The organism is Romboutsia faecis (assembly GCF_014323405.1).
Lineage (GTDB): Bacteria > Bacillota > Clostridia > Peptostreptococcales > Peptostreptococcaceae > Romboutsia_E > Romboutsia_E faecis.
Genome location: NZ_JACRWE010000010.1, coordinates 36,387 through 61,294, shown reverse-complemented (window position 1 = coordinate 61,294; position 24,908 = coordinate 36,387). Strand labels below are relative to the sequence as shown.

20 protein-coding genes, 2 rRNA genes and 1 other annotated feature are annotated in these 24,908 nt (G+C 29.9%); all 22 genes read left to right on the top strand.

Annotated features, from left to right (window positions below):
• Window positions 1–119 (top strand): 23S ribosomal RNA (locus tag H8923_RS15360); the annotation flags it as partial.
• Window positions 120–202: 83 nt separating this feature from the next.
• Window positions 203–319, top strand: a 5S ribosomal RNA gene (gene rrf, locus H8923_RS15355).
• 357 nt (window positions 320–676) lie between these two features.
• The gene (locus H8923_RS15350; RefSeq protein WP_153973084.1) at window positions 677–4,108 is read left to right on the top strand and encodes a pyruvate carboxylase; all 3,432 of its coding nucleotides are present in this window, start codon (window positions 677–679) and stop codon (window positions 4,106–4,108) included.
• A gap of 431 nt (window positions 4,109–4,539) precedes the next feature.
• On the top strand, window positions 4,540–6,468 hold the full coding sequence (locus H8923_RS15345) for an elongation factor G (protein ID WP_153973085.1): 1,929 nt from the start codon (window positions 4,540–4,542) through the stop codon (window positions 6,466–6,468).
• A gap of 181 nt (window positions 6,469–6,649) precedes the next feature.
• Window positions 6,650–9,106, top strand: a complete 2,457-nt coding sequence (locus H8923_RS15340; RefSeq protein ID WP_153973086.1) for an ATP-dependent Clp protease ATP-binding subunit — start codon at window positions 6,650–6,652, stop codon at window positions 9,104–9,106.
• A gap of 150 nt (window positions 9,107–9,256) precedes the next feature.
• Window positions 9,257–10,630: a DNA repair protein RadA gene (gene radA / locus H8923_RS15335; protein ID WP_153973087.1), complete on the top strand. Its 1,374-nt coding sequence runs from the start codon at window positions 9,257–9,259 to the stop codon at window positions 10,628–10,630.
• Between the two features lie 3 nt (window positions 10,631–10,633).
• Window positions 10,634–11,704 carry a DNA integrity scanning diadenylate cyclase DisA gene (gene disA / locus H8923_RS15330; RefSeq protein ID WP_153973088.1) on the top strand — a complete coding sequence of 357 codons (1,071 nt, stop codon included), beginning with the start codon at window positions 10,634–10,636 and terminating at the stop codon, window positions 11,702–11,704.
• Window positions 11,705–11,787: 83 nt separating this feature from the next.
• A complete protein-coding gene (locus H8923_RS15325) occupies window positions 11,788–12,882 on the top strand; it encodes a PIN/TRAM domain-containing protein (RefSeq protein WP_153973089.1) in 1,095 nt (364 codons plus the stop codon).
• A 195-nt stretch (window positions 12,883–13,077) separates the two neighbouring features.
• Window positions 13,078–13,758, top strand: a complete 681-nt coding sequence (gene ispD / locus H8923_RS15320) for a 2-C-methyl-D-erythritol 4-phosphate cytidylyltransferase (protein ID WP_153973090.1) — start codon at window positions 13,078–13,080, stop codon at window positions 13,756–13,758.
• A gap of 39 nt (window positions 13,759–13,797) precedes the next feature.
• A complete protein-coding gene (gene ispF / locus H8923_RS15315; RefSeq protein ID WP_153973091.1) occupies window positions 13,798–14,277 on the top strand; it encodes a 2-C-methyl-D-erythritol 2,4-cyclodiphosphate synthase in 480 nt (159 codons plus the stop codon).
• A 62-nt stretch (window positions 14,278–14,339) separates the two neighbouring features.
• Window positions 14,340–14,546: a binding site (T-box leader), on the top strand.
• A 74-nt stretch (window positions 14,547–14,620) separates the two neighbouring features.
• On the top strand, window positions 14,621–16,336 hold the full coding sequence (locus H8923_RS15310; RefSeq protein ID WP_153973092.1) for a proline--tRNA ligase: 1,716 nt from the start codon (window positions 14,621–14,623) through the stop codon (window positions 16,334–16,336).
• 219 nt (window positions 16,337–16,555) lie between these two features.
• Window positions 16,556–18,037 carry a glutamate--tRNA ligase gene (gene gltX, locus H8923_RS15305; RefSeq protein WP_153973093.1) on the top strand — a complete coding sequence of 494 codons (1,482 nt, stop codon included), beginning with the start codon at window positions 16,556–16,558 and terminating at the stop codon, window positions 18,035–18,037.
• A gap of 202 nt (window positions 18,038–18,239) precedes the next feature.
• Complete coding sequence (locus H8923_RS15300) at window positions 18,240–18,392, top strand: hypothetical protein (protein ID WP_172976767.1); 153 nt, start codon at window positions 18,240–18,242, stop codon at window positions 18,390–18,392.
• Between the two features lie 137 nt (window positions 18,393–18,529).
• Entirely contained in the window at window positions 18,530–19,927 is a 1,398-nt protein-coding gene (cysS, locus tag H8923_RS15295) for a cysteine--tRNA ligase (RefSeq protein WP_317982889.1), read from the top strand.
• Window positions 19,928–19,929: 2 nt separating this feature from the next.
• Window positions 19,930–20,328: a Mini-ribonuclease 3 gene (locus H8923_RS15290; RefSeq protein ID WP_153973095.1), complete on the top strand. Its 399-nt coding sequence runs from the start codon at window positions 19,930–19,932 to the stop codon at window positions 20,326–20,328.
• Between the two features lie 138 nt (window positions 20,329–20,466).
• Window positions 20,467–21,201 (top strand): 23S rRNA (guanosine(2251)-2'-O)-methyltransferase RlmB, encoded by a 735-nt coding sequence (rlmB, locus tag H8923_RS15285; protein WP_153973096.1) that lies wholly within the window; start codon window positions 20,467–20,469, stop codon window positions 21,199–21,201.
• A gap of 4 nt (window positions 21,202–21,205) precedes the next feature.
• Window positions 21,206–21,733, top strand: a complete 528-nt coding sequence (locus tag H8923_RS15280) for an NYN domain-containing protein (RefSeq protein WP_153973097.1) — start codon at window positions 21,206–21,208, stop codon at window positions 21,731–21,733.
• Window positions 21,734–21,795: 62 nt separating this feature from the next.
• Window positions 21,796–22,443, top strand: coding sequence for an RNA polymerase sporulation sigma factor SigH (gene sigH, locus H8923_RS15275; RefSeq protein ID WP_172976768.1), 648 nt, complete (start codon window positions 21,796–21,798; stop codon window positions 22,441–22,443).
• A gap of 69 nt (window positions 22,444–22,512) precedes the next feature.
• Window positions 22,513–23,706, top strand: coding sequence for an elongation factor Tu (gene tuf, locus H8923_RS15270; RefSeq protein WP_187127976.1), 1,194 nt, complete (start codon window positions 22,513–22,515; stop codon window positions 23,704–23,706).
• Between the two features lie 205 nt (window positions 23,707–23,911).
• Window positions 23,912–24,061 carry a 50S ribosomal protein L33 gene (rpmG, locus tag H8923_RS15265; protein ID WP_003421192.1) on the top strand — a complete coding sequence of 50 codons (150 nt, stop codon included), beginning with the start codon at window positions 23,912–23,914 and terminating at the stop codon, window positions 24,059–24,061.
• A gap of 26 nt (window positions 24,062–24,087) precedes the next feature.
• Window positions 24,088–24,312 carry a preprotein translocase subunit SecE gene (secE, locus tag H8923_RS15260; RefSeq protein WP_172976771.1) on the top strand — a complete coding sequence of 75 codons (225 nt, stop codon included), beginning with the start codon at window positions 24,088–24,090 and terminating at the stop codon, window positions 24,310–24,312.
• A gap of 18 nt (window positions 24,313–24,330) precedes the next feature.
• Window positions 24,331–24,873, top strand: a complete 543-nt coding sequence (nusG, locus tag H8923_RS15255; RefSeq protein ID WP_153973135.1) for a transcription termination/antitermination protein NusG — start codon at window positions 24,331–24,333, stop codon at window positions 24,871–24,873.
• Window positions 24,874–24,908 lie beyond the last annotated feature (35 nt).

The window sequence follows — 24,908 nt, the reverse complement described above, 5'->3', positions numbered from 1 at the left end:
GATAAGATTTCCCACCGTAAGGGTAAGACCCCAGGAAGACTACCTGGTTGATAGGTCGGAGGTGGAAGTGCAGTAATGTATGTAGCTTACCGATACTAATAGGTCGAGGACTTGACCAAATTTAAATGATTAAATCATAAATGATATGCAGTTTTTAGAGTATTAACTCTAAATAACTTAATATAAGTTAATCGAAAGATTATGTGGTTACTATAGCAAAGAGGATACACCTGTTCCCATTCCGAACACAGAAGTTAAGCTCTTTAGCGCTGATGGTACTTGGGGGGCAACCTCCTGGGAGAGTAAGACGTAGCTACGTAATCTTTTTTTATTATATTGTTACTAATATAAATAGAGAGAAAAATTTTTCTCTCTATTTTTTTAATATATTTTTAATTTTTATCATATAAATAATAGCATACTTTGTTTTTTATAAAATCTCAACATGAGAAAGGTTATTTGATTTATCATAGTAGATTAAAAACAGCAAGAGTTGAAATAGTTAATAAATACCTAATTATATATAGAGAATTGATAAATTAACAAACTGAAAGTTATTTACTTTTACTAATTTATATTATTAATTAAGGAACTTGTCTAAACCTATTCAAAATTCAGTAAATTTAGATTATAATTTTTAATATTATTAGGTGAAAAGAATAAGGGGGAAGATTTTATGCTTAAAGGATTTAAAAAAATACTAGTAGCTAATAGAGGAGAAATTGCAATAAGAGTATTTAGAGCATGTTCAGAATTAGGTATAAAAAGCGTTGGGATATATAGTAAAGAAGATAAATATAGTTTATTTAGAACAAAAGCGGATGAATCTTACTTAATAGGTGAAGATAAAGGTCCGATAGATGCTTATTTAGATATTGAGGGAATAATAGAGTTAGCTAAAAAGAAGAATGTAGATGCAATACATCCTGGCTATGGTTTTCTTTCAGAAAATCCAGAATTTGTTCGTAAATGTGAAGAGAATGGAATTATATTTATAGGTCCAAGTGCAGATATCATGAACTTGATGGGAGATAAAATAAACTCAAAAAAAATAGCAAAGGAAGTAAATGTACCTACTATACCAGGGGTAGACAAACCAATAGAAAGTGCTAAAGAAGCAAAAGAGGTAGCTGCTCAAATTGGGTATCCGATCATGCTAAAAGCGTCTAACGGTGGTGGCGGTAGAGGTATGAGAGTTGTATATGAAGAAGGTAAATTAGAACGTGAATATGAAACTGTATGCAGCGAATCAAGAAAGGCGTTTGGGGCAGATGTTATATTTATAGAAAAATATGTAGTAGATCCTAAACATATAGAGGTACAAATTTTAGGTGATAAACACGGAAATATCGTGCATTTACATGAAAGAGATTGCTCTGTACAAAGAAGACATCAAAAAATAATTGAATATGCACCTGCATTTTCGCTAAGTGAAGAATTAAGAAAAAGTATATGCGATGATGCATTAAAAATAGCTAAGCATGTAGGTTATGTTAATGCAGGTACATTAGAATTTTTAGTAGATTCCAATGGAGAATATTATTTTATAGAAATGAATCCTAGGGTTCAGGTAGAACACACTGTAACAGAAATGGTTACAGGAGTGGATATAGTGCAAAGTCAAATACTAATAGCTCAAGGATATAGATTGGATAGTGAAAGAATCAATATAAAATCTCAAGAAGATATTAAAGTAATTGGTTATTCAATACAAGCGAGAATAACTACTGAAGATCCAGAAAATAACTTCATGCCAGATACAGGAAAAATTCAAGTATACAGAACAGGATCTGGCTTTGGCATTAGGCTAGATGGTGGTAATGGATTTACAGGTGCTGAAATAAGTCCTCATTATGATAGTTTATTAGTTAAAACGATATCATTTGATAGAACTTTTCAAGGAGCAATAAATAAGACGATAAGATCTATAGAAGAAATAAGGATAAGGGGAGTTAAGACAAATATAGGATTCTTGATTAATGTATTAAAAAATCCGTTATTTAAAGAGGGCAAATGTAGTACTAAATTTATTGATGAGCATCCAGAATTATTTGAAATAAAGAAAAGTAGAGACAGAGGTACAAAACTACTTCAATTTATAGGCAATATAGTAGTAAATGATAATAAATGTGAAGAAAAACCTATGTTTGAACAGCCTCACAAGCCTAATATAAAAAATAATATAGATAAAATAGAAGGAAGTAAGAATTTATTTGATAGATTAGGAAAAGAATCATATATTAAGAAAATAAAGAATGATAAAAAGTTATTATTAACAGATACGACGATGAGGGATGCGCATCAGTCTTTGCTAGCAACAAGATTTAGAACATATGATTTATTACAAGTTGCTAAACCTACTAATGAATATATGAAAGATTTGTTTTCTTTAGAAATGTGGGGAGGAGCTACTTTTGATGTAGCCTATAGATTTTTAAATGAGTCTCCATGGATTAGATTACAAAAACTAAGAAAAGAAATACCAGATATAATGTTTCAAATGCTATTTAGAGCATCTAATGGTGTTGGATACACAAATTACCCTGATAATGTTATAAAAGAATTTTTAAAAGAATCAGCTAGACAAGGAATAGATATATTTAGGATATTTGACTCTTTAAACTGGGTAGAAAATATGAAACCATCAATAGAAACGGCTTTAAATACAGGTAAAATTGTAGAGGCTAGTATGTGTTACACAGGGGATATATTAAACCCAGAAAAAAGTAAGTATGATTTAGAATACTATGTAAAAATGGCAAAAGAATTAGAATCTTTAGGCTCAGATATAATATGTATAAAAGATATGGCAGGATTACTTAAACCACAGGCAGCATATATATTAATAAAGACATTAAAAGAAAATGTTAAAACTCCTATTCATTTACACACACATGACACGAGTGGGAATGGTGTTGCAACCTGTTTAATGGCTTCTCAGGCTGGAGTTGATATAGTAGATGGTGCATTGGAAACAATGGCAGGTCTTACAAGTCAACCATCATTAAATGCAATAGTTGAATCTCTTAAATTTACAGAGAGAGATACAAATATAGATTTATATGGATATAGAGAAATAGGAAATTATTATGCAGATTTAAGGAAAATATATAAAAAATTTGAAAGTGGTATGGCTAATTCATGTTCAGAAATATATGAATATGAAATACCTGGAGGGCAATATTCTAATTTAAAACCTCAAGCTGATAGTCTAGGATTAACTGGAAGATTTGAAGAAGTAAAAGATAATTATAAAGAAGCTAACAAAGTGGTTGGAGACATAATTAAAGTAACACCTTCATCAAAGGTAGTTGGAGATTTAGCAATATTTATGACTAAGAATAAATTAACAAAAGATAACATAATTAAAGAGGGAGAGAAATTGTCATTCCCAGATTCTGTAGTAGATTACTGTAAAGGTATGATTGGTCAGCCGGAAGGTGGAATACCTAAGGATTTACAGAGAGTAGTACTAAAAGGGGAATCTCCTATAGATGTTAGACCAGGTCTATTAATACCTAAATTTGATTTTGTAAATGAGAAAAGATATTTAGATAAAAAGTTTAACATAAAATCAAATATTAGAAATGCATTAAGTTATGCATTATACCCAAGGGTATATGAAGATTATCTAAGACATTTTCAAGAATATAGTGATATATCTAAGTTAGATAGTGAAGTATTTTTCCATGGTTTAAATAAGGGAGAAGAATGTGATGTAGAAATAGAAGATGGAAAAGTATTAACTATAAAGTTAATTGGAATTGGAAATGTAAAAGAAAATGGATATAGAACAGTAGTATTTGAATTAAATGGAATGTCTAGGAGAATAGAAATAAAAGATAATAATTTCTCTGGAAAAGTAAGTCAAGTAGTAAAAGCAGATATGGATAATCCATTACAAATAGGAGCAAGTATTCCAGGTAAGGTTATAAAGATATTAGTTGAAGAAGGTGATGAAGTACAAGAGCATGAAGCATTAATAGTTATAGAGGCCATGAAAATGGAAACTAATATAGTATCTAAAGTATCTGGAAAAATAAAATCAATTAAAGTAAGTGAAAATGATGTAGTTGGTGACTCTCAACTTTTAATTGTAATGGAATAGTAATTGAGTATAAAAACTCTATATAGATAAAATGAAAGCTTATATAGAGTTTTTATTTATAAATAAAGGAAAAGTATAATATAATGTAGAAATAGTAAAAAGAATTTAATTAGCATTTATTATATTTATTGCTCAGGAAATAATAGAATAATTATCAAGCTTTACGTTAAATAACTAAGTAGGAAGGATAAATATATCATATGAGGTAATAATACTTTATAGGTAAATAAATATCCAAGTAAGTATTTTAATGGAAAATTTATTAAAATGAGAAGCACATAAAAAGAGATGAGATTGACTTACTTAAGCTAAAGTTAAAGCGTATAGTGGGAATGTTATATCATTTAAGTAAATTCACCACCTGCAAATACAAAAGTTTTAAATTATTTACGAAGAAAATTTTGTATAAAAATTAAAAGGTAGGTGCTTATATGAAAGTTTATGATAGTAACATGTTAAGAAACATAGCAATATTAGGTCACAGTGGTTGTGGTAAAACAAATCTAATTGAAGCAATAGCCTATACATCAAATCTAACTAAAAAGATACCAAATCTAACTGATAAAACTAATATGACTTACAGCATGAACTTGATGCCAGTTGAGTATGATAATTATAAATTCAACTTATTAGATACTCCAGGTTATTTTGACTTTGCTGGTGAAGTTATATCATCTCTTAGAGCTAGTGATGCAGCAGTAATAGTAATTGATGCAACAACACCTATTCAAGTTGGAACAGAAAAATCATTAGAATTAACAGAAAATATTCCTAAAATAATGTTTATTAATAAGATAGATAATGAAAAAGCACGATACAAAGATGCAATAGCAATGTTAAGGGAAAAGTATGGGAATAAAGTAGTGCCTATGATAATACCTATATATAAAGATAAGAAATTTGTTAAATTGCATAATATTTTTGAAAATATGGATGATTTAGACGGAGAATTTAAAACAGAGGCGTCAACAGTAAAGGAAGCTTTAATGGAACTTATAGCTGAAACTGATGATATAATGCTAGACAAATATTTTAGTGGAGAGGAATTAACTTCTACAGAAATACAAAAAGGTATAACTATAGGTATGCAAAATGGAGATATAATTCCTGTAATATGTGGTTCTACTATAAATAATATCGGGACTAAAGAAATATTGGAAACTGTATCTTCATACTTAGATCCTAAATATAAAGATAGTCATAGTGAATTTAAAGGATTAGTATTTAAAACTAAAGTAGATCCATTTAAAGGGAAGATATCATATTTAAAAATAACTCAAGGCGAAATAAATAAAGATACTGAATTATATAATATAAATAAATCAATTAAAGAAAAAGTAGATAATTTATATACAGTGAAAAATGGAGAATTAGAGGAAGTAGAAAAAGCAGAGTGTGGAGATATTGTAGTTCTTACAAAAATTAATTCATTGCAAACGGGAGATACTTTATCTGTAAATAAGAATGAATCGCCACTAGAAGGTATTAGTTTACCAAAACCTCAAATATACTATGCTATACTGCCTAAAAACAAAGGGGATGAAGAAAAAATAAGTGCAGCATTAAATAAGATAGTCGAAGAAGATCCAACTATAAGTTGGTATAGAAATTCTGAAACAAAGCAAGCTCTTATAGGAGGTCAAGGAGAGTTACATATAAATACTGTTAAAAACAAAATAAAAAGTAAATTTGGAGTAGATGTTGAACTAGATGATTTAAAGGTTGCTTATAGAGAGACAATTAAAGGTTTTGCAGATGTTCAAGGTAAGCATAAGAAACAATCTGGAGGTCATGGCCAGTATGGTGATGTAAGAATCAAATTTGAAAGATGTTCAGATGGATTTGAATTTGGAGAGGAGATTTTCGGAGGATCTGTACCTAAACAATATATACCTGCTGTTGAAAAAGGATTAAGAGACTCCATGACGAAAGGTGTTTTAGCAGGTTTTCCAGTAACTAATATTAAGGCAACACTTTATGATGGATCTTACCATGATGTAGATTCTTCAGAAATGGCTTTTAAAATGGCAGCTAATATAGCATTTAAAAAGGGTATGGAAGAAGCACAACCTATTTTACTAGAGCCAATAATGAAGCTTAAAATAACTATCCCAGATGAATATATGGGAGATGTAATGGGAGACATAAATAAAAGAAGAGGTAAGATATTAGGAATGGAGCCAGATTCTAGAGGTAAACAAATTATATATGCAGAAGCCCCACAAGCCGAAACATTTAAATATGCTATAGATTTAAGATCTATGACTCAAGGTAGAGGATATTTTGAGATGGAGTTAGAAAAATATGAAGAAGTTCCAAATGCAATAGCTAAAAAAATCATAGAAAGTTCAAATCAATAAATATAGATTAAAGCTCTGGAAATCAAGTCTGGAGCTTTAATTATTTTTAATATTTATGTCGAAATTAAGATAATAGATATTTGTTAAAATAATATTAATTTATTGTACAAACAGAAAAATAGAATACGTTGCATATACTATAAGTATATTTAAATTTAATTATAGAAGGAGGTAGAAATATATGTACTTCAATAGATTTACTCAAAGAGCTAAAGCAGCTATAGATTTGGGGGTAGACTCAGCAAAGAGACTAGGTCATAAGGTAGTAGGAAGTGAGCATATACTTTTAGGCCTTCTTAAAGAACAGGAAGGTATCGCAGCAAAGGTACTTGCAAAATTGGGGGTTACAGAAGAGTATTTAGAATCTAAAATAATTGAATTAGAAGGTAAAAATGAAATAATATCAGAAGATGTAACCTTAAGCCCAAGAACAAAACAAATACTAGAACTTTCAGGAGTATTTGCTAACAAATTAAAAACAAATTATATCGGAACAGAACATATATTATTAGCAATAGCTCAAGAAGGAGAAGGTATAGGGATAAAAATACTAAATTATTCAGGAATAAATCAAAGAGATATAGTTCAATTAATAATAGAAATGATGGGTATAGAGTCATATACAGTACAAGTAAGTAATGATAGCAGTTTCACAGGCAACCAAGAGGTTGCATCATCAAAGTTATTAGATAAATACGGAAGAAATTTAACTTTATTTGCAAAGCAGAATAAACTAGACCCTGTTATAGGTAGAGAGAAAGAAATACAAAGAATAATTCAAATATTAAGTAGAAGGACAAAAAATAACCCTGTTCTTATAGGAGATCCTGGTGTAGGTAAAACAGCTATAGTAGAAGGATTAGCTATTGATATATCACAAGGTAATGTACCTGAAAATTTAAGAAATAAGTTATTGTATACTTTAGATATGGGAACATTGTTAGCAGGTGCAAAATATAGAGGTGAGTTTGAAGAAAGAGTAAAGCAAGTAGTAGATGAAGTAATCAAAAATGGAAATATAATATTATTTATAGATGAAATGCATACTATGATAGGTGCAGGAGCAACAGGAGAAGGATCAATAGATGCTTCAAATATATTAAAGCCAACGCTATCTAGAGGTGATATTCAGATTATAGGTGCAACAACTATAGAGGAATATAGAAAACATGTAGAAAAGGACGCAGCATTGGAGAGAAGATTTCAACCTATTGTGGTAAATGAACCGAGTAAAGATGACACAATAAATATTTTAGAAGGATTAAGAGACAAATATGAAGCACATCATAAAGTGAAAATAAGTGACGAGGCAATCGTTGCTGCAGTAGACCTATCAATTAGATATATAACAGACCGATTTTTACCAGATAAAGCAATAGACTTAATAGACGAAGCAGCATCAAAGGTTAGACTTAAAGAAAATACTCCACCAATGAGTATAAAGGAATTAGAGGAAAAAATAAATTGCATAGATAAAGAAAAAGAAGAGGCTATAAGAGGGCAGGATTTTGAAAAGGCTGCAAAAGTACGCGATGAACAAGGTAAATTAAAGAGAAAACTAGAAACCGTTAAAAATGAATGGAGAACATCTTCTTCTAAATACTATGATTTGGTAGATGCTGATGCAGTAGCAGAGGTTGTAAGTTTATGGACTGGAGTACCTGTAAATAAAATAGTAGAAGAAGAAGCTGAAAAGTTACTAAACTTAGAAGAAGTACTTCATGAAAGAGTTGTAGGTCAAAATGAAGCTGTTGATTCTATTTCTAAAGCAATAAGAAGATCTAGAGCAGGTCTTAAAGATCCGAATAGACCTATAGGGTCATTCTTATTCTTAGGGCCAACAGGAGTAGGGAAAACTGAATTAAGTAAAGCTCTAGCAGAAGCTCATTTTGGAGATGAAAATCATATTATAAGAATAGATATGTCTGAATATATGGAAAAACACTCAGTATCAAGAATGATAGGATCTCCTCCAGGGTATATAGGTCATGATGATGGCGGTCAGTTAACAGAAAAAGTAAGAAAACAGCCATATTCAGTGGTACTATTTGACGAAATAGAAAAGGCTCATCCTGATGTTTTTAATATATTACTACAAATATTAGATGAAGGTAGGTTAACAGACTCTAAAGGAAGATCTGTGGATTTTAAAAATACTATTATAATAATGACTTCAAATGTAGGTGCAACTAAAATAAAACAAGAAAAAACTTTAGGTTTTACAACTATAAGTGATGAAGAAAAAGAAGCTGATGAATATGAAAAAATGAAAGAGTGCATAATGTCTGAATTGAAGAAACAATTTAGACCTGAGTTTTTAAATAGAATTGATGATATAATAGTGTTCCATGCTTTAAATGAAGAGCATATATCTCAAATCGTAATTTTAATGACAGAACAGGTAGTTAAACGATTAAAAGAAATGGATATAAAATTAGAGATGGATGAAGATGCTATAAAATTGATAGCTAAATCTGGAATAGATTTAGAATATGGAGCGAGACCTCTAAAGAGAGCAATTCAAAAAGAATTAGAAGATGAATTGTCTGAAGCTATATTAAGAGGTGACGTAAAGAAAGGAAGCTCTATAGTAGCAAAAATTAAAAATAATAAAGTAGTTTTTGTAACAAAAGAGTAGTAATATAATAAGAGGAGTTATACTCCTCTATTTTTTATGAAAATTTAGATTTCAAACTATATTATATTAAAAAATTATTACATTTACATATTATTCCATGCAAATGTTAAGATTATATAGTACAATAATAAATTAAGGGTGATTTAAACAATGGCAAAAATTAGAACAAAATATGTATGTCAAGAATGTGGATATGAGACAAGTAAATGGCTTGGAAAATGTCCAGAATGTACAAAGTGGAATACATTTGTAGAAGAGATAGAACAAAAAAATTCAAAAAAAGAAGTTTTTATTATAGATAAATCTTCATCAAGACCAATGAATATAAATTCTATAGAAACAAAGGAAGAAGAAAGATTTTCTACAGAAATAGCAGAATTAGATAGAGTTCTTGGTGGAGGAATTGTAAAAGGCTCGTTAGTTCTTGTAGGAGGGGATCCTGGTATAGGGAAATCAACTCTTTTAATACAAGTATCAAGCAATGTGGCAAACGCAGGTAGAAAAGTTTTATACATTTCAGGAGAAGAATCAGAATCTCAAATAAAAATGAGAGCTAAAAGATTAGGAATTAATTCCGATAATTTATATATATTTGCAGAAAATAACTTAAGCTTAATAGAAGCTAATCTAGATAGCATAAACCCAGAACTTATAATAGTAGACTCAATTCAGACTGTGTATAGTCCTGAAATAGCATCTGCTCCAGGTACCGTAAGTCAAATTAAAGAAGGTACATCCAAGTTCATGAAAATTTCTAAGAAAATGGGTATATCTACGTTTGTAGTTGGACATGTAACAAAAGAAGGTTCTTTAGCAGGTCCCAAGCTATTAGAGCACATGGTTGATACTGTTATTTACTTTGAAGGAGAAAGATATAATACATACAGATTAGTTAGAGCTGTAAAAAATAGATTTGGGTCAACTAATGAATTAGGTGTGTTTGAGATGAGAGATATGGGCTTAGTTGAACTAGATAATCCTTCAAAAGTACTTATATCAGAAAAACCAAAGGATGTAGCTGGGTCAGTAATAATATCTACTGTTGAAGGTACTAGACCAATGTTACTTGAGCTTCAAGCTCTAGTATCACCTACAAGTTTTGGTATAGCTAAGCGAACGGCAACAGGAGTAGACTTTAATAGAGTTGCATTACTTTTAGCTGTATTAGAAAAGCGTGTAGGATTACAGATACAAAATCAAGATGTTTACATCAATGTAGTAGGTGGAATAAAGATTAATGAACCTTCTATAGACATGGGGATAATAATTGCAGTAGCATCAAGTTTTAGAAATATACCAGTATCAGAACATGTAGTTGTTACAGGTGAAGTTGGACTAACTGGAGAAGTAAGAGCAGTTAGTTTTATAGAAAAAAGAATAGCTGAATGCAAAAAATTAGGTTTTAAAAAAATAGTCATTCCTAAAAATAACTATGAGGCAGTAAAAGATATTAAAGGAATAGATATTATTCCAGTAGATAATTTAAGACAGGCTATAAATATAGTGCTAGGGGGTAATAAATAAGTAATGGATAATTTCCTAAGCAATAAAGAATTATTACAGGCTTTAAAAATGATATCTCCAGGAACTCAATTAAGACAGGGATTAGATAATGTATTAAAGGCTAAAACAGGAGGGCTTATAGTAATTGCTACAAACGAAGAAATAATGGATGTAGTAGATGGTGGATTTGCAATAAATGCAGAATACTCACCAGCTTATGTATATGAATTAGCAAAAATGGATGGAGCAATAGTTATAAGCGGAGATACTAAAAAAATATTATATGCAAATGCGCAACTTATACCAGACTATTCTATTCCTACTTCAGAAACAGGTACTAGACACAGGACTGCAGAAAGAGTAGCTATACAAACAGGAGCTATTGTTATAGCTATATCACAAAGAAGAAACATAATAACCGTATATCAGGGACAATATAAATATGTAATAGAAGAAATATCAAAGATTTTTACGAAAGCCAATCAAGCTATACAGACTTTAGAAAAGTATAAAGCTGTTTTAGATCAGGCTGTAATAAATCTTAATGCATTAGAATTTAAAGATTTAGTTACTATTTATGATGTTGCTTTGGTTATACAAAAAATGGAAATGGTAATGAGGATTACCAACATAATAGAAAATTACGTGATAGAACTAGGAGTAGAAGGTAACTTAGTTAGTATGCAGCTAGAAGAGTTAATGGGTACAGCTAGAATTGATCAAAAATTAATTTTTAAAGATTACAAAAGAGAAGATCTAGGTATTAAAGATTTTAATCAAAAAATGAGAAGCTTAAGTGATGAAGAATTAATAGATTTAGCTAATATGGCAAGAATATTAGGTTATAGTGGATTTTCTGAGAGTATGGATATGGCTATAAGGCCTAGAGGTTATAGAATACTTAACAAAATACATAGATTGCCTGCAACTATAATAGAAAATTTAGTTAATTATTTTGATAACTTCCAATCAATAGTTAGAGCATCCATAGAAGAACTTGATGAAGTGGAAGGTATAGGAGAAATAAGAGCAACTTATATAAAAAATGGACTTATAAAAATGCAACAATTAGTATTATTAGATAGGCATATATAAAGTGTGTTACAACTTTGTTGTTGATTGTAACGAAAAATATGAATATAATAAAAATATTAAATAGATAACTAGGGGGTGAAATTTTGATACGAAAAATAATAAGAGCGTTCATTGGAATAGCTGGTTTTGTATTAGGATTTACTACATACTTGACGTTAATGAGAGATTATAATTTTCTGACATTTGGAAGTGATATAAGAGGATTTGTAATCTCAATAGGATTAGGAATAGTTTTAGCCTTTGTATTATATAAACTAGAACCGTGGGTTGTAAATAAAACTAAAGAATTAGTTAAAATATTAGATACAGAAATGGCAAAATATCCTCAAACAGATATATTATTGGGTTCAATAGGACTTATTGTAGGATTAGTTATAGCTTATTTAATAAGTGGTCTAATAAGCACAATAGTTAGAATACCTTTAATAAGTGGAATCTTGTCATTGATAACATATATATTTATGGGTTATTTCGGAATAAGAATATCCCTTAAAAGTAGAGATGATCTATTTAATATAAGTAAATTAAGTAGATTATCAACTAGCATAAAAGAAAAAGGAAGTAAAAAAGAGATTGAAAAGGGTATACCTTCGAAAATTTTAGATACTAGTGTAATTATTGATGGAAGAATAGCGGATATCTGTAAAACTGGTTTTATAGAAGGGAAGCTAATAATACCTAAATTTGTTTTAAATGAGTTACAACATATAGCAGATTCTTCAGATGACTTAAAAAGAGTTAGAGGAAGAAGAGGCCTTGATATATTAAATATAATTCAAAAAGAATTAGATATTGAAGTTGAAATAAGTGAAATGGATTTCGATGATATTCCCGAGGTTGATAGTAAATTATTAAAGCTTGCACAAGTTTTAAATGGTAAGGTAGTTACTAATGATTATAATTTAAATAAAGTTGCACAGTTCCAAGGTGTAGAAGTATTAAATATAAATGAGTTAGCTAATGCAATAAAGCCTGTTGCAATACCAGGAGAAGAAATGGTTGCACAAGTTGTAAAAGAAGGTAAGGAAGCTAATCAAGGTATAGCATACTTAGATGATGGAACAATGATAGTTGTAGATGGTGGAAGAAAACATATGGGTGAGACAATAAGAGTACTAGTTACATCTGTATTACAAACACCAGCAGGAAGAATGATATTTGGAAAGCCCAAAAACTAATTAGATTTTCAGGGAGTGTTTTAGAGTGATGATTAGTTAATACTCGTATATTAACTAATCACATTTTAAAGGACTCTTTTTTTATGGAAAAATAAATAATAAAACACAGTAAGAGTATCTTTCAAAGGCAAGGTTAATTGATATATAATAAATTAAGCAATATATTTTATAAGTAAAATATAAAGAGGTGGGATAATGAATAGTGTAATAATCGTGGCTGCTGGAAGTGGTAAACGAATGAATATGGATATAAATAAACAATTTATAAAGTTAAATAAAAAGGAAATAGTAGCTCATACAATAGATGCTTTTTACAAAAATGATAACATAGATGAAATAATAGTTTGTATAAAGAGAGAAGAGGAAGAACTATTTAAAGATAAAATAATAAATAAGTATAAATTCAATAATATAAAAATTGCTTACGGTGGAAAGGAAAGACAGGATTCTATATATAATGGATTGAAATGTTTAGATAATAAATGTGATATTGTTTTGATTCATGATGGAGCAAGACCATTTGTTGATGATAGAATAATAAATGAGTCTATTGAGGTTGCAAAGGAAAAAAGAGCAGTTGTTGTAGGTACACCTGTAAAAGATACTATTAAGGTTGTTCTTAATGGAAGTATAAAGGATACTCCTAACAGAGTTAATTTATGGGCAGCTCAAACACCACAAGTTTTTGAATACAAATTAATAACAAAAGCTTACGAAGAAGCATATGAAAATAATTATTATGGAACAGATGATTCTATGTTAGTAGAAAATATAGGTCAAGAAGTAACCATGATAATGGGATCTTATGATAATATAAAAATTACTAGTCCTGAAGATATAAGTATTGGAGAGCAAATTTTAAGGTTAAGAAAATAGATATAAATTTAAAGTTATAATTGGAATAGGAGTGATAATATGAGAATTGGTACAGGATATGATGTTCATAAATTAGTAGAAAATAGAGATTTAATTATAGGTGGGGTAAATGTTCCACATGAAAAAGGTTTATTAGGACATTCTGACGCGGATGTTTTAACTCATGCTGTGATGGACTCTATATTAGGAGCATTAGCTTTAGGTGATATTGGGAAACATTTCCCTGATACTGATGAAAAATATAAGGGTGCTGATAGTATAAAATTATTAGAATATGTAAATCATTTAATAAAAGACAAAGGATATAAAATCAATAATATAGACTGTACTATAATTGCACAAAGTCCAAAGATGGCACCACACATAGCAAAAATGAGAGAAAATTTTGCTAAAGCTTTAGATACAAATATAGATAATATAAATGTAAAAGCAACGACAGAAGAAGGTCTTGGTTTTACAGGTTCAAAAGAAGGAATTGCAGCTCAAAGCGTATGCACTGTTGTAAAAGTTGACAAGTAATATTAAATAATATATTATTATGAATAGACTATAATAATATATAAATAATATAATTAATAAGATAAATTGCAAAAATGAAAAAATAGTAAAAAGTGAAATCTTTACAGAGAGGAAACATAGCTGAGAGTTTCTAAGAGGAAGTTTTTGAACCAATTTTCTAGCATAAGGACGGTAAAAAGTTCTTACGTTTGGGAGCGTTATATCCTACTTGAGGGAGCCTTATGGCTAATTAGAGTGGTACCGCGGAAAGTTAACCTTCCGTCTCTATATTTATATAGAGACGGAAGGTTTTTTTATTTATACAGAAATAAATTGAATATAAAATACAAGGAGGAAAATCAAAATGAGAATGTCAAAAATGTTAATGCCAACATTAAAAGAAGTTCCATCTGATGCAGAGATAACAAGTCATCAGTTAATGCTTAGAGCAGGTATGATAAGAAAGATGGCTTCAGGAGTTTATAACCAATTACCTATGGGTATAAGAGTTTTCAACAAAATACAAAACATAATAAGAGAAGAAATGAATGCTAAAGGTGCTCAAGAGATATTATGTTCAGGATTAATACCATCTGAGTTATGGAAAGAGTCTGGAAGATGGGATGTAATGGGACCAGAAATGTTCAGATTAAAGGATAGAAATGAAAGAAGCTACTGCATGGGACCAACTCATGAAGAAGTTTTTACAGATATAATAAGACAAGAGGTTACTTCTTATAAGCAACTTCCATTAAACTTATACCAAATACAAGTAAAATATAGAGATGAGAGAAGACCAAGATTTGGCGTTATGAGAACTAAAACTTTCACAATGAAGGACGCTTACAGCTTCGATGTTGATCAAGAAGGATTAGATAAGTCATACCAAGATATGTTTGAAGCATATACAAATATATTTGCTAGATGTGAATTAGAAAATAGCCCAGTTCAAGCAGATTCAGGAGCTATGGGTGGTTCAGCTTCAGCTGAGTTTATGGTTAAATCAGAAGTTGGAGAAGATGAAATAGTATTTTGTACAGGGTGTGATTATGCAGCTAACATAGAAAAAGCTACTTCAGTAAATCATGAACCTTCAACTGAAGAAATGAAGGAAATGAAAGAAGTTCATACTCCTGGAGTTCATACTATAAAAGAATTAGTTGAATTCTTTAAAGAAGATGCAGGTAAGTTTGCAAAAACTTTAATATATTATGCAGATGGAAAAACTGTAGCAGTAGTAGTAAGAGGAGACAGAGATGTTAACGAAACTAAGGTTGCTAATGCTATAGGTGGAGCAGTAGAATTCGAGTTAGCTAGTGAATCAACTATAAAAGAAGTTACTGGTGCAGAAGTTGGATTTGCTGGACCAATAGGAATAAAAACTGATTATATATTAATAGATCAAGAAGTAGTAGATCAAAGAAATGTAGTAATAGGAGCTAACAAAACTGAATACCATATAGAAAATGCTAATTACGGAAGAGATTTCGAAGGTACAGTTGGAGACTTTAGAAATGTTGCTGAAGGAGATAAGTGTACTAAGTGTGGAAGTTCTTTAGAAGTTGCTAGAGGAGTAGAAGTTGGACATATATTCAAGTTAGGAACTAAGTACTCAGAATCTATGGGAGCTACTTTCTTAGATAACAATGGTAAATCTCAACCAATAGTAATGGGATGCTACGGAATAGGTGTAGAAAGAACAGCAGCTGCTGTAATAGAACAACACCACGATGAAAATGGAATAATATGGCCTTTAGCTATAGCTCCATATCATGTAGTAGTAGTACCTGTAAATATCAAAAAAGATGAACATAGAGAAAATGCTGAAAAGATATATGAAGAATTAAAAGCTATGGGTGTAGAAGTACTATTAGATGATAGAGATGAAAGAGCTGGAGTTAAGTTTAAGGATTCTGAATTAATAGGTATACCAATGAGAATTACTGTAGGTAAAGATATAGTAGATGGAAAAGTAGAATTTAAGTTAAGAAATAGTGCAGATAAAGAAGTAATAGGATTGGATGAAATAAAATCTAAGATAGAATCTGAATTTGAAAAGAATAACGTTAAATTAGGATAGTAAACAATAAAATAGTATATATAATCCACTGGATATGTTAATAATTATATGTATATGTGGATATATATACTATTTTAAATTAGTTAGAAATAAGATTATCCACAGCTACTAACACTATAAGTAGGATTCCTTTTTATTTATTTGGATAAAATAAAATTACAATTATAGATATTTTTTGATATGATAAAAGATGTATGAAAATAAACAGGAGGTAAAAAGATGAGCGTAAGAGTAAGATTTGCTCCAAGTCCAACTGGATTTGTACATATAGGTAGTTTAAGAACTGCTTTATATAACTACTTATTTGCAAAGAAAATGGGCGGAGAATACATATTAAGAGTAGAAGATACTGACCAAACTAGATTAGTTGAAGGTGCTATAGAAAACATGTTAAATGCTATGAGCTGGGGTGGAGTTAACCACAGTGAAGGTGTTATGTTAGATGAGAGTGGAAACATAGTTCAAAAAGGTGAATATGGTCCATATATACAATCTGAAAGATTAGATATATACAAAGAGTATATACAACAATTACTAGATAGTAAAAAAGCTTACTACTGCTTCTGTACTAAAGAGAGATTAGATGAAGTAAGAGAAAAGCAAAAAGAAGCTGGAGAAACTCCAAGATATGATGGTCACTGTAGAGATTTATCTAAAGAAGAAATAGAAGCTAAAATAGCAGCAGGAGAACCATATGTAATAAGATTAAGATTACCAGAAAATCATGTAATAAGATTTACTGATTTAGTTAGAGGAGAAACTGAATTCAACACTAACGATTTAGATGATCAAGTTTTAATAAAAACTGATGGGTTCCCAACTTATCACTTTGCAGTTGTAGTTGATGACCATTTAATGAAAATAACTCATGTAATAAGAGGAGAAGAATGGGTTTCTTCAACTCCAAAGCATGTTTACTTATATGAAGCATTTGGATGGGAAGCTCCAACATTTGTACATTTACCAAATATACTTAATAAAGAAAAGAAAAAGTTAAGTAAGAGACATGGTGATGTTGCAGTTGAAGATTTCAAGAAAAAAGGATACTTACCAGAGGGACTAATCAACTATGTTGCATTAGTTGGATGGTCTCCAGAAGATAACCAAGAATTATTCACTATGGAAGAATTAGAAAAAGCATTCTCTGTAGAAAGAGTTTCGAAGAGTGGTGGAGTATTTGACACTGAAAAATTAAATTGGGTTAACCAACATTATATAAAAGATGCAGATGATAACTACTTAACAGACTTAGCTATACCATTCTTAATAGAAGCTGGGTTCATAACTGAAGATGAGGCTAAAACTAAGTATGACTTCTTAAAAGGAATGATATCAGTTCTTAAAGAAAAATTACAATATGTAAAAGAAGTAACTGACCATGCTTCAATATTCTTTGGAGATAAGGTTGAATTAGAAACTGAAGAATGTAGAGAATTCTTAAATTTAGAGCATATACCAACATTAGTAAATGCATTAGAAGAAAAAATAGGAAACGCAGAAGTTTTAGATGAAGCTTTTGTTAAAGCTATGTTCAAAGAAATACAAAAAGAACATGGTATAAAAGGTAAAAATTTATTCATGGGATCAAGAATAACTTTAACAGGACAAATGCATGGACCAGATTTACCAAAAACTATGGAAGTTTTAGGAAAAGAAACTTGTTTAAATAGAGTATCTTATGTAAAAAATAATATATTATAGTTAAAAAAGTCCACTATTTCAATGTGGGCTTTTTTATATGTAATTATTTGGAGGAAAGATTTCCCCTTAAGTGTAGAGGAGTTTCGTTATTTAAATTTAATATTATAATTTATGAAAATAGTTAGAAAGATTAAACGTAAATAGGTTTTTATAGTTATAAAATATTAAATTAAATGGTTTGTTTATGAACGAGGGGGTAATTATGTATAATAATATAGAGGATGTTAAAAATGAATTAGAGCAACTTTGTGAAGAGTACATAGCAGTTTTAAAAGATTTAAAAAATAAAAAAATAATAAGTGAAGATACTTTTGATAATTGTGTTGAAAGTAAAATTTTATTTCTAGATAAATAATATACATAACGGAAAGATTTTTTTATAGCGTATAAGGATATAATAGTAATACTATTAATTGTAAAGTTTTTCAATTATAATAGATTATATAATTATTATGTTATGGCAATTTATTACAATACAGTGAGGTGATGAGTGTGAAATTATATAATACAATGACTAGACAGAAAGAAGAGTTTGTTCCAATAGAGCAAGGAAAGGTAAAGATGTATGTTTGCGGTCCGACAGTTTATAACTACATACATATAGGTAATGCAAGACCTTTCATAATATTCGATACATTAAGAAGATACTTAGAATATAGAGGATATGATGTAACTTATGTCCAAAACTTTACTGATGTAGATGATAAAATCATAAAAAGAGGTCATGAAGAAGGAATATCGCCAGAAGAAGTTGCAAGTAAATATATAAATGAATACTTTGTAGATTCTGATGGTTTAGGAATAAAAAGAGCGACTGTACATCCTCAAGTTACAGATAATATAGAGCAAATAATAGCTTTTGTAAAAGAGTTAGAAGATAAAGGATATGCATATGAAGTAAATGGAGATGTTTACTTTGATACTAAAAAATTTGAAGGATACGGAAAGCTTTCAAAACAAAAGCAAGATGAGTTAGAAGCAGGTGCAAGAATAGAAGTAAATGATCAAAAAAGACATCCAATGGATTTTGTTCTTTGGAAGGCAAAAAAAGAAGGAGAACCAGGATGGTCAAGTCCTTGGGGTGAAGGTAGACCAGGATGGCATATAGAGTGTTCAGTTATGTCCAATAGATATCTAGGAGAGACTATAGATATTCATGCAGGTGGTCAGGACTTAACTTTCCCACATCATGAAAATGAAATAGCACAAAGTGAAGCTAGAAGTGGAAAAACTTTTGCTAATTATTGGATACATAATGGATATATAAATATCAACAATGAAAAAATGAGTAAATCAAAAGGTAATTTCTTTACAGTAAGAGATATATCTAAGTTATATGATTTAGAAATAGTAAGATTTTTCATGCTATCAGCACATTATAGAAATCCAGTGAACTTCAGTGATGAAATGTTAAACCAAGCAAAAGCTGGTCTTGAAAGATTATACAATACTAAGGAAAAATTAGAATTTACTATTAGTAATTTAAATGAGTCTAGCATAACAGAAGAAGAATCTAGTTTAGCATCAGAGTTAGATAGCTATAGAGCTAAATTTATAGCAGCTATGGATGATGATGTTAATACAGCAGATGCTATAAGCGTTATATTTGAATTAGCTAAATTTATAAACTCTAATGTAAGTGAAAAATCATCTCTAGAATTTGCTAAAAAGTGTTTAGATGAATTTAATGAATTAACTTCAGTTTTAAATATAGTAAATAAGAAAAAAGATGATATACTAGATGAAGAAATAGAAAGCTTAATACAAAAAAGAACAGAAGCTAAGAAGAATAAAGAATATCAATTAGCTGATGAGATAAGACAAGAATTATTAGATAAAGGAATTGTCTTAGAAGACACAAGACAAGGTGTTAAGTGGAAAAGGATATAATCATGGATAGATCAGAATTACTTACAATATCACCATTAGTACTAGCATACTTAGGTGATACAGTTTATGAGTCTTATGTAAGAGAGTACTTAATCAAAAAGAATATAAATAAAAAGGTTAATGATCTTCATAAGTCAGCAATAAAGTATGTTAATGCAAAGGCTCAAGCAACAGTAATACATGCAATAGAGGATGAATTAACAGAAGATGAAGAGAGAGTCTACAAAAGAGGAAGAAATCAAAAATCTCATACTTCTCCTAAAAATGCAGATATTATTGACTATAAGCATGCAACGGGTTTTGAAGCATTAATAGGATACTTACATTTAAATAATGAAAGTGATAGATTAAATTATATAATATCAAAAGGAATCGATATTATAGAAGAGAGCATGAAATAAAATTAACTTTAAAAAAGTATTGTCTTAATTAAATGACAATGCTTTTTTTTATAAATGATGTATAATAGTAGTTATAAATAAAACATTATAATATATACCATTATTTATTATAACAAAGAAAAATAGGCGGTGAAAGAATTGGCAAATATAGAAGGAAGAAACCCTGTTATAGAGGCTATAAAGAGTGAAAGAGAGATAGATAAAATAATGATATCTAACTCAGCAAAGGAAGGATCTATAAAAAAGATTATAGGTATGGCAAAAGAAAAAAATATAGTATTACAATATGTAGATAAAAATAAATTAGATGAAATAAGTACAAGTCATGCACATCAAGGTGTAATAGCTCAGGTTAGTGAATATAAATACTATGAATTAGATGAATTAATTAAGTCTGCAAAAGAAAAATCAGAAAGTCCATTTTTTATAATATTAGATGAGATAACAGACCCTCATAATCTTGGAACAATTATAAGAACAGCGGATGCAGTTGGTGCACATGGTGTAATAATACCAAAGAGAAGATCTGTACATATAACTCCTACTGTTGCTAAAGCATCAGCTGGAGCGGTGGAATATGTACCAGTATGTAAAGTAACCAATATAGTAAATACAATCAAAAAACTAAAAGAAGAAGGTCTATGGATAGCTGCAGCAGACATGGATGGACAACCATTCTATGAACAAAATCTTACAGGTCCAATTGGATTGGTTATAGGCAGTGAAGGTTTTGGAATATCTAGGTTAGTAAAACAAAATTGTGATTTTACAGTAAAGATGCCTATGATAGGGAATGTTACATCTCTAAATGCTTCAGTAGCAGGAGGAATACTTCTGTACGAAATATTTAGACAAAGAACAGGCAAAAAGTAGGGTAATGAGAAGAAAATTAAATTCGTATTTAGTAATAGATGGTTACAACATTATAAATGCATGGGATGATTTAAAAGAGATATCTAAATATAGCTTAGAAGATTCTAGAGAAAAATTAATACACTACATGATAGATTATTCTGAGTTTACAGGGAAGAAAGCTATAATAGTATTTGATGCTTACAACATAAAGAATTCTAAAGAAAAAATAGAAAAAAGAAAACATATAACTATCATCTATACAAAAGAGTATCAAACAGCAGATAGTTATATAGAAAAATTTATAAGTACCTTATCGAAGTATGATGAAGTAAAGGTAGCTACAAATGATTACGCAGAGCAACAGATTGTTTTAGGTAAGGGCGCTAGTAGAATATCAGCTAGAGAACTTAAATTAGACTTAGAAGCAGCTAAGGAAAAAATCAGAGAAAGAACTAGTAGTCAATATAAAAAAATACAGAGAAATTTCTTGGAAGACAGATTAGATAAAGAAACATTGTCGAAACTTGAGAACATTCGTAGAAACCGTTGAAGTAGCTAACTTTATTAGACTATAATATACCTATGAAATTGATAGTAATGGGGGAATTATTAATGGGAATAGCGAATGATAAAGAATATGAATTTTTAGATAATAATCAACAAGATGAGTATAATATAGTATTAAAAGCAAGTAATGGGGATAAACTAGCTTTAGAGTATATTATTACAAAGTATAGAAATTTTGTTAAAGCAAAAGCTAAGTCATATTTTTTGGTAGGAGCAGATAAAGAAGATATTATACAAGAAGGAATGATAGGACTTTATAAAGCAGTAAGAGATTTTGATGGAAGTAAAACAAACTCATTTAAATGTTTCGCAGAAATATGCATAACGAGACAAATAATAACTGCAATAAAGACGGCTACTAGACAAAAACATATACCGTTAAATTCGTATGTATCTTTGAATAAGCCAATATATGATGAGGAATCAGATAGAACTCTTTTAGATATTATAGCTACTAGTATAGTTACAGACCCAGAAGAGCTAATAATAAGTAAAGAAGAGTTAAAACGTATCCAATCAAAGATGGATGAACTGTTAAGTGATTTAGAATTGGAAGTATTAGAACTATATTTAAATGGCAAGTCATATCAGTACATAGCAGATAGACTAAATAGAGATGTAAAGTCAATAGATAATGCTCTTCAAAGGGTTAAGAGAAAATTGGAAAAACATCTTGAAAACAGAAATGATTAATAGTAAAATACTTACCATAAGCTTATTATAAGCAAAATTATATAACATAACAATAGGAGGTATTTCAAAATGGCTAAAGCTAAATTTGAAAGAAGTAAACCACATGTTAATATAGGAACTATAGGTCACGTTGACCACGGTAAAACTACATTAACAGCTGCTATAACAAAAACTTTACACGAAAGATATCAATTAGGAGAAGCTGTAGACTTTGCTAACATAGATAAAGCTCCAGAAGAAAGAGAAAGAGGTATCACAATATCAACTGCTCACGTTGAGTATGAAACTCCAAACAGACACTACGCTCACGTTGACTGTCCAGGACATGCTGACTACGTTAAGAACATGATAACAGGTGCTGCTCAAATGGACGGTGCTATATTAGTTTGTTCAGCAACTGATGGACCAATGCCTCAAACAAGAGAGCATATATTATTATCAAGACAAGTTGGTGTACCATACATAGTAGTATTCTTAAACAAATGTGATATGGTAGACGATGAAGAATTATTAGAGTTAGTTGAAATGGAAATAAGAGACTTATTAAATGAGTACGAATTCCCAGGAGATGACACTCCAATAGTAAGAGGATCAGCTTTAATGGCTTTAGAAGATCCAACTTCAGCTTGGGGAGATAAAATAGTAGAATTATTCGAAATAATAGACGAATATATACCAGCTCCAGAAAGAGATGTTGATAAAGACTTCTTAATGCCAGTAGAAGACGTATTCTCTATAACAGGTAGAGGAACAGTTGCTACAGGTAGAGTTGAAAGAGGTATCTTAAAAGTTCAAGACGAAGTAGAAGTAGTTGGATTAACTGAAGAGCCAAGAAAGATAGTAGTTACTGGAGTAGAAATGTTCAGAAAATTACTAGATCAAGCAGAAGCTGGAGATAACATAGGAGCATTATTAAGAGGTGTTCAAAGAACTGATATAGAAAGAGGACAAGTATTAGCTAAGCCAGGAACAGTTAAAGCTCACACTAAATTCATGGCAGAAATATACGTTCTTAAAAAAGAAGAAGGTGGAAGACATACTCCATTCTTCGATGGATACAGACCACAATTCTACTTCAGAACAACTGACGTAACAGGTGCTTGTAAATTACCAGAAGGAATAGAAATGGTAATGCCTGGAGATAACGTAACTATAGAAGTTGATTTAATAAACTCTATATGTGTTGAAGAAGGATTAAGATTCGCAATAAGAGAAGGTGGAAGAACAGTAGCATCAGGTGTTGTTGCTTCTATAATGGAATAATTTCTGAATAAGAAATAGCCAAAAAAAGAGGGGGAATTTACTCCTCTTTTTTTTAAGAATGAAAAGACAAAAACATTGACAGTCATATTAATTTGTGATAACTTATACAAGGTAATGATTTGGAAGGTAATAATACTTCAATTAAAAGAATTAAAGTATTATATTATTTAATATATTTACTTACAAAAAGTTGGAGGTGTAGCAGATGAGAGTAAAAGTAACTTTAGCATGTACAGAATGTAAGCAAAGAAACTATAACACTACTAAAAACAAGAAAAACAACCCAGATAGAATAGAATTACAAAAATATTGTAGATTCTGTAAGAAACACACTACTCATAAAGAAACAAAATAGTTTTTAATTAAGGATGTGAGTGTAGTATGGCTACTCAGGTAAAAAATGGCATAATGCCTAAAAAGAAAAGATTTAGTTTAGTAACTTATATAAAAGAAACTAAGCAAGAGTTAAAAAGAGTTACGTGGCCGACAAAAAAGGAATTACTGAAAAATACAGGAATAGTTTTAACTGTAGTTATTTCGTTCACTATATTAGTATGGCTATTAGACACTGCTTTATCTGGTGCGCTAGCATTTATACTAAAATAGATAAAAAGGAGAAAGACAATGTCAGAATTACAAGAAGCAAGATGGTATGTAGTTCATACCTATTCAGGACATGAGAACAAGGTTAAAGCTACTATAGAAAAAGCTGTAAAGACTAGAGGTATGGAAGATTGCATAACTCAAGTTGTTGTTCCTACTGAAGATGTAGTTGAAACTACTAAAACAGGTAAGGAAAAAACTAGACAAAGAAAAGTATACCCAAGTTATGTATTAATTAAGATGATTATTACAGATGAATCTTGGTATATCGTAAGAAATACTAAGGGAGTTACAGGATTTGTTGGACCTGGTTCAAAGCCAGTACCATTAAGTGATGATGAAGTTATTGCTATGGGTATTGATTTAGAGTCTAATAAAGTTGTTAATGGAGAAACTGATTTAGAAGTTGGAGACAACGTTCAAATCAAAAATGGTCCATTCAGCGGAAAAATAGGGACTATAGAAAAAATCAACATGGAAAACAAAACTGTTACTGTTTGCTTGGATGCTTTTAATAAAAAGACTCCATTTGAAATGGACATTGATAGTATAGAAAGAATATAATTTTTATATGTAAATAATCTGAGGAGGTGCGATAA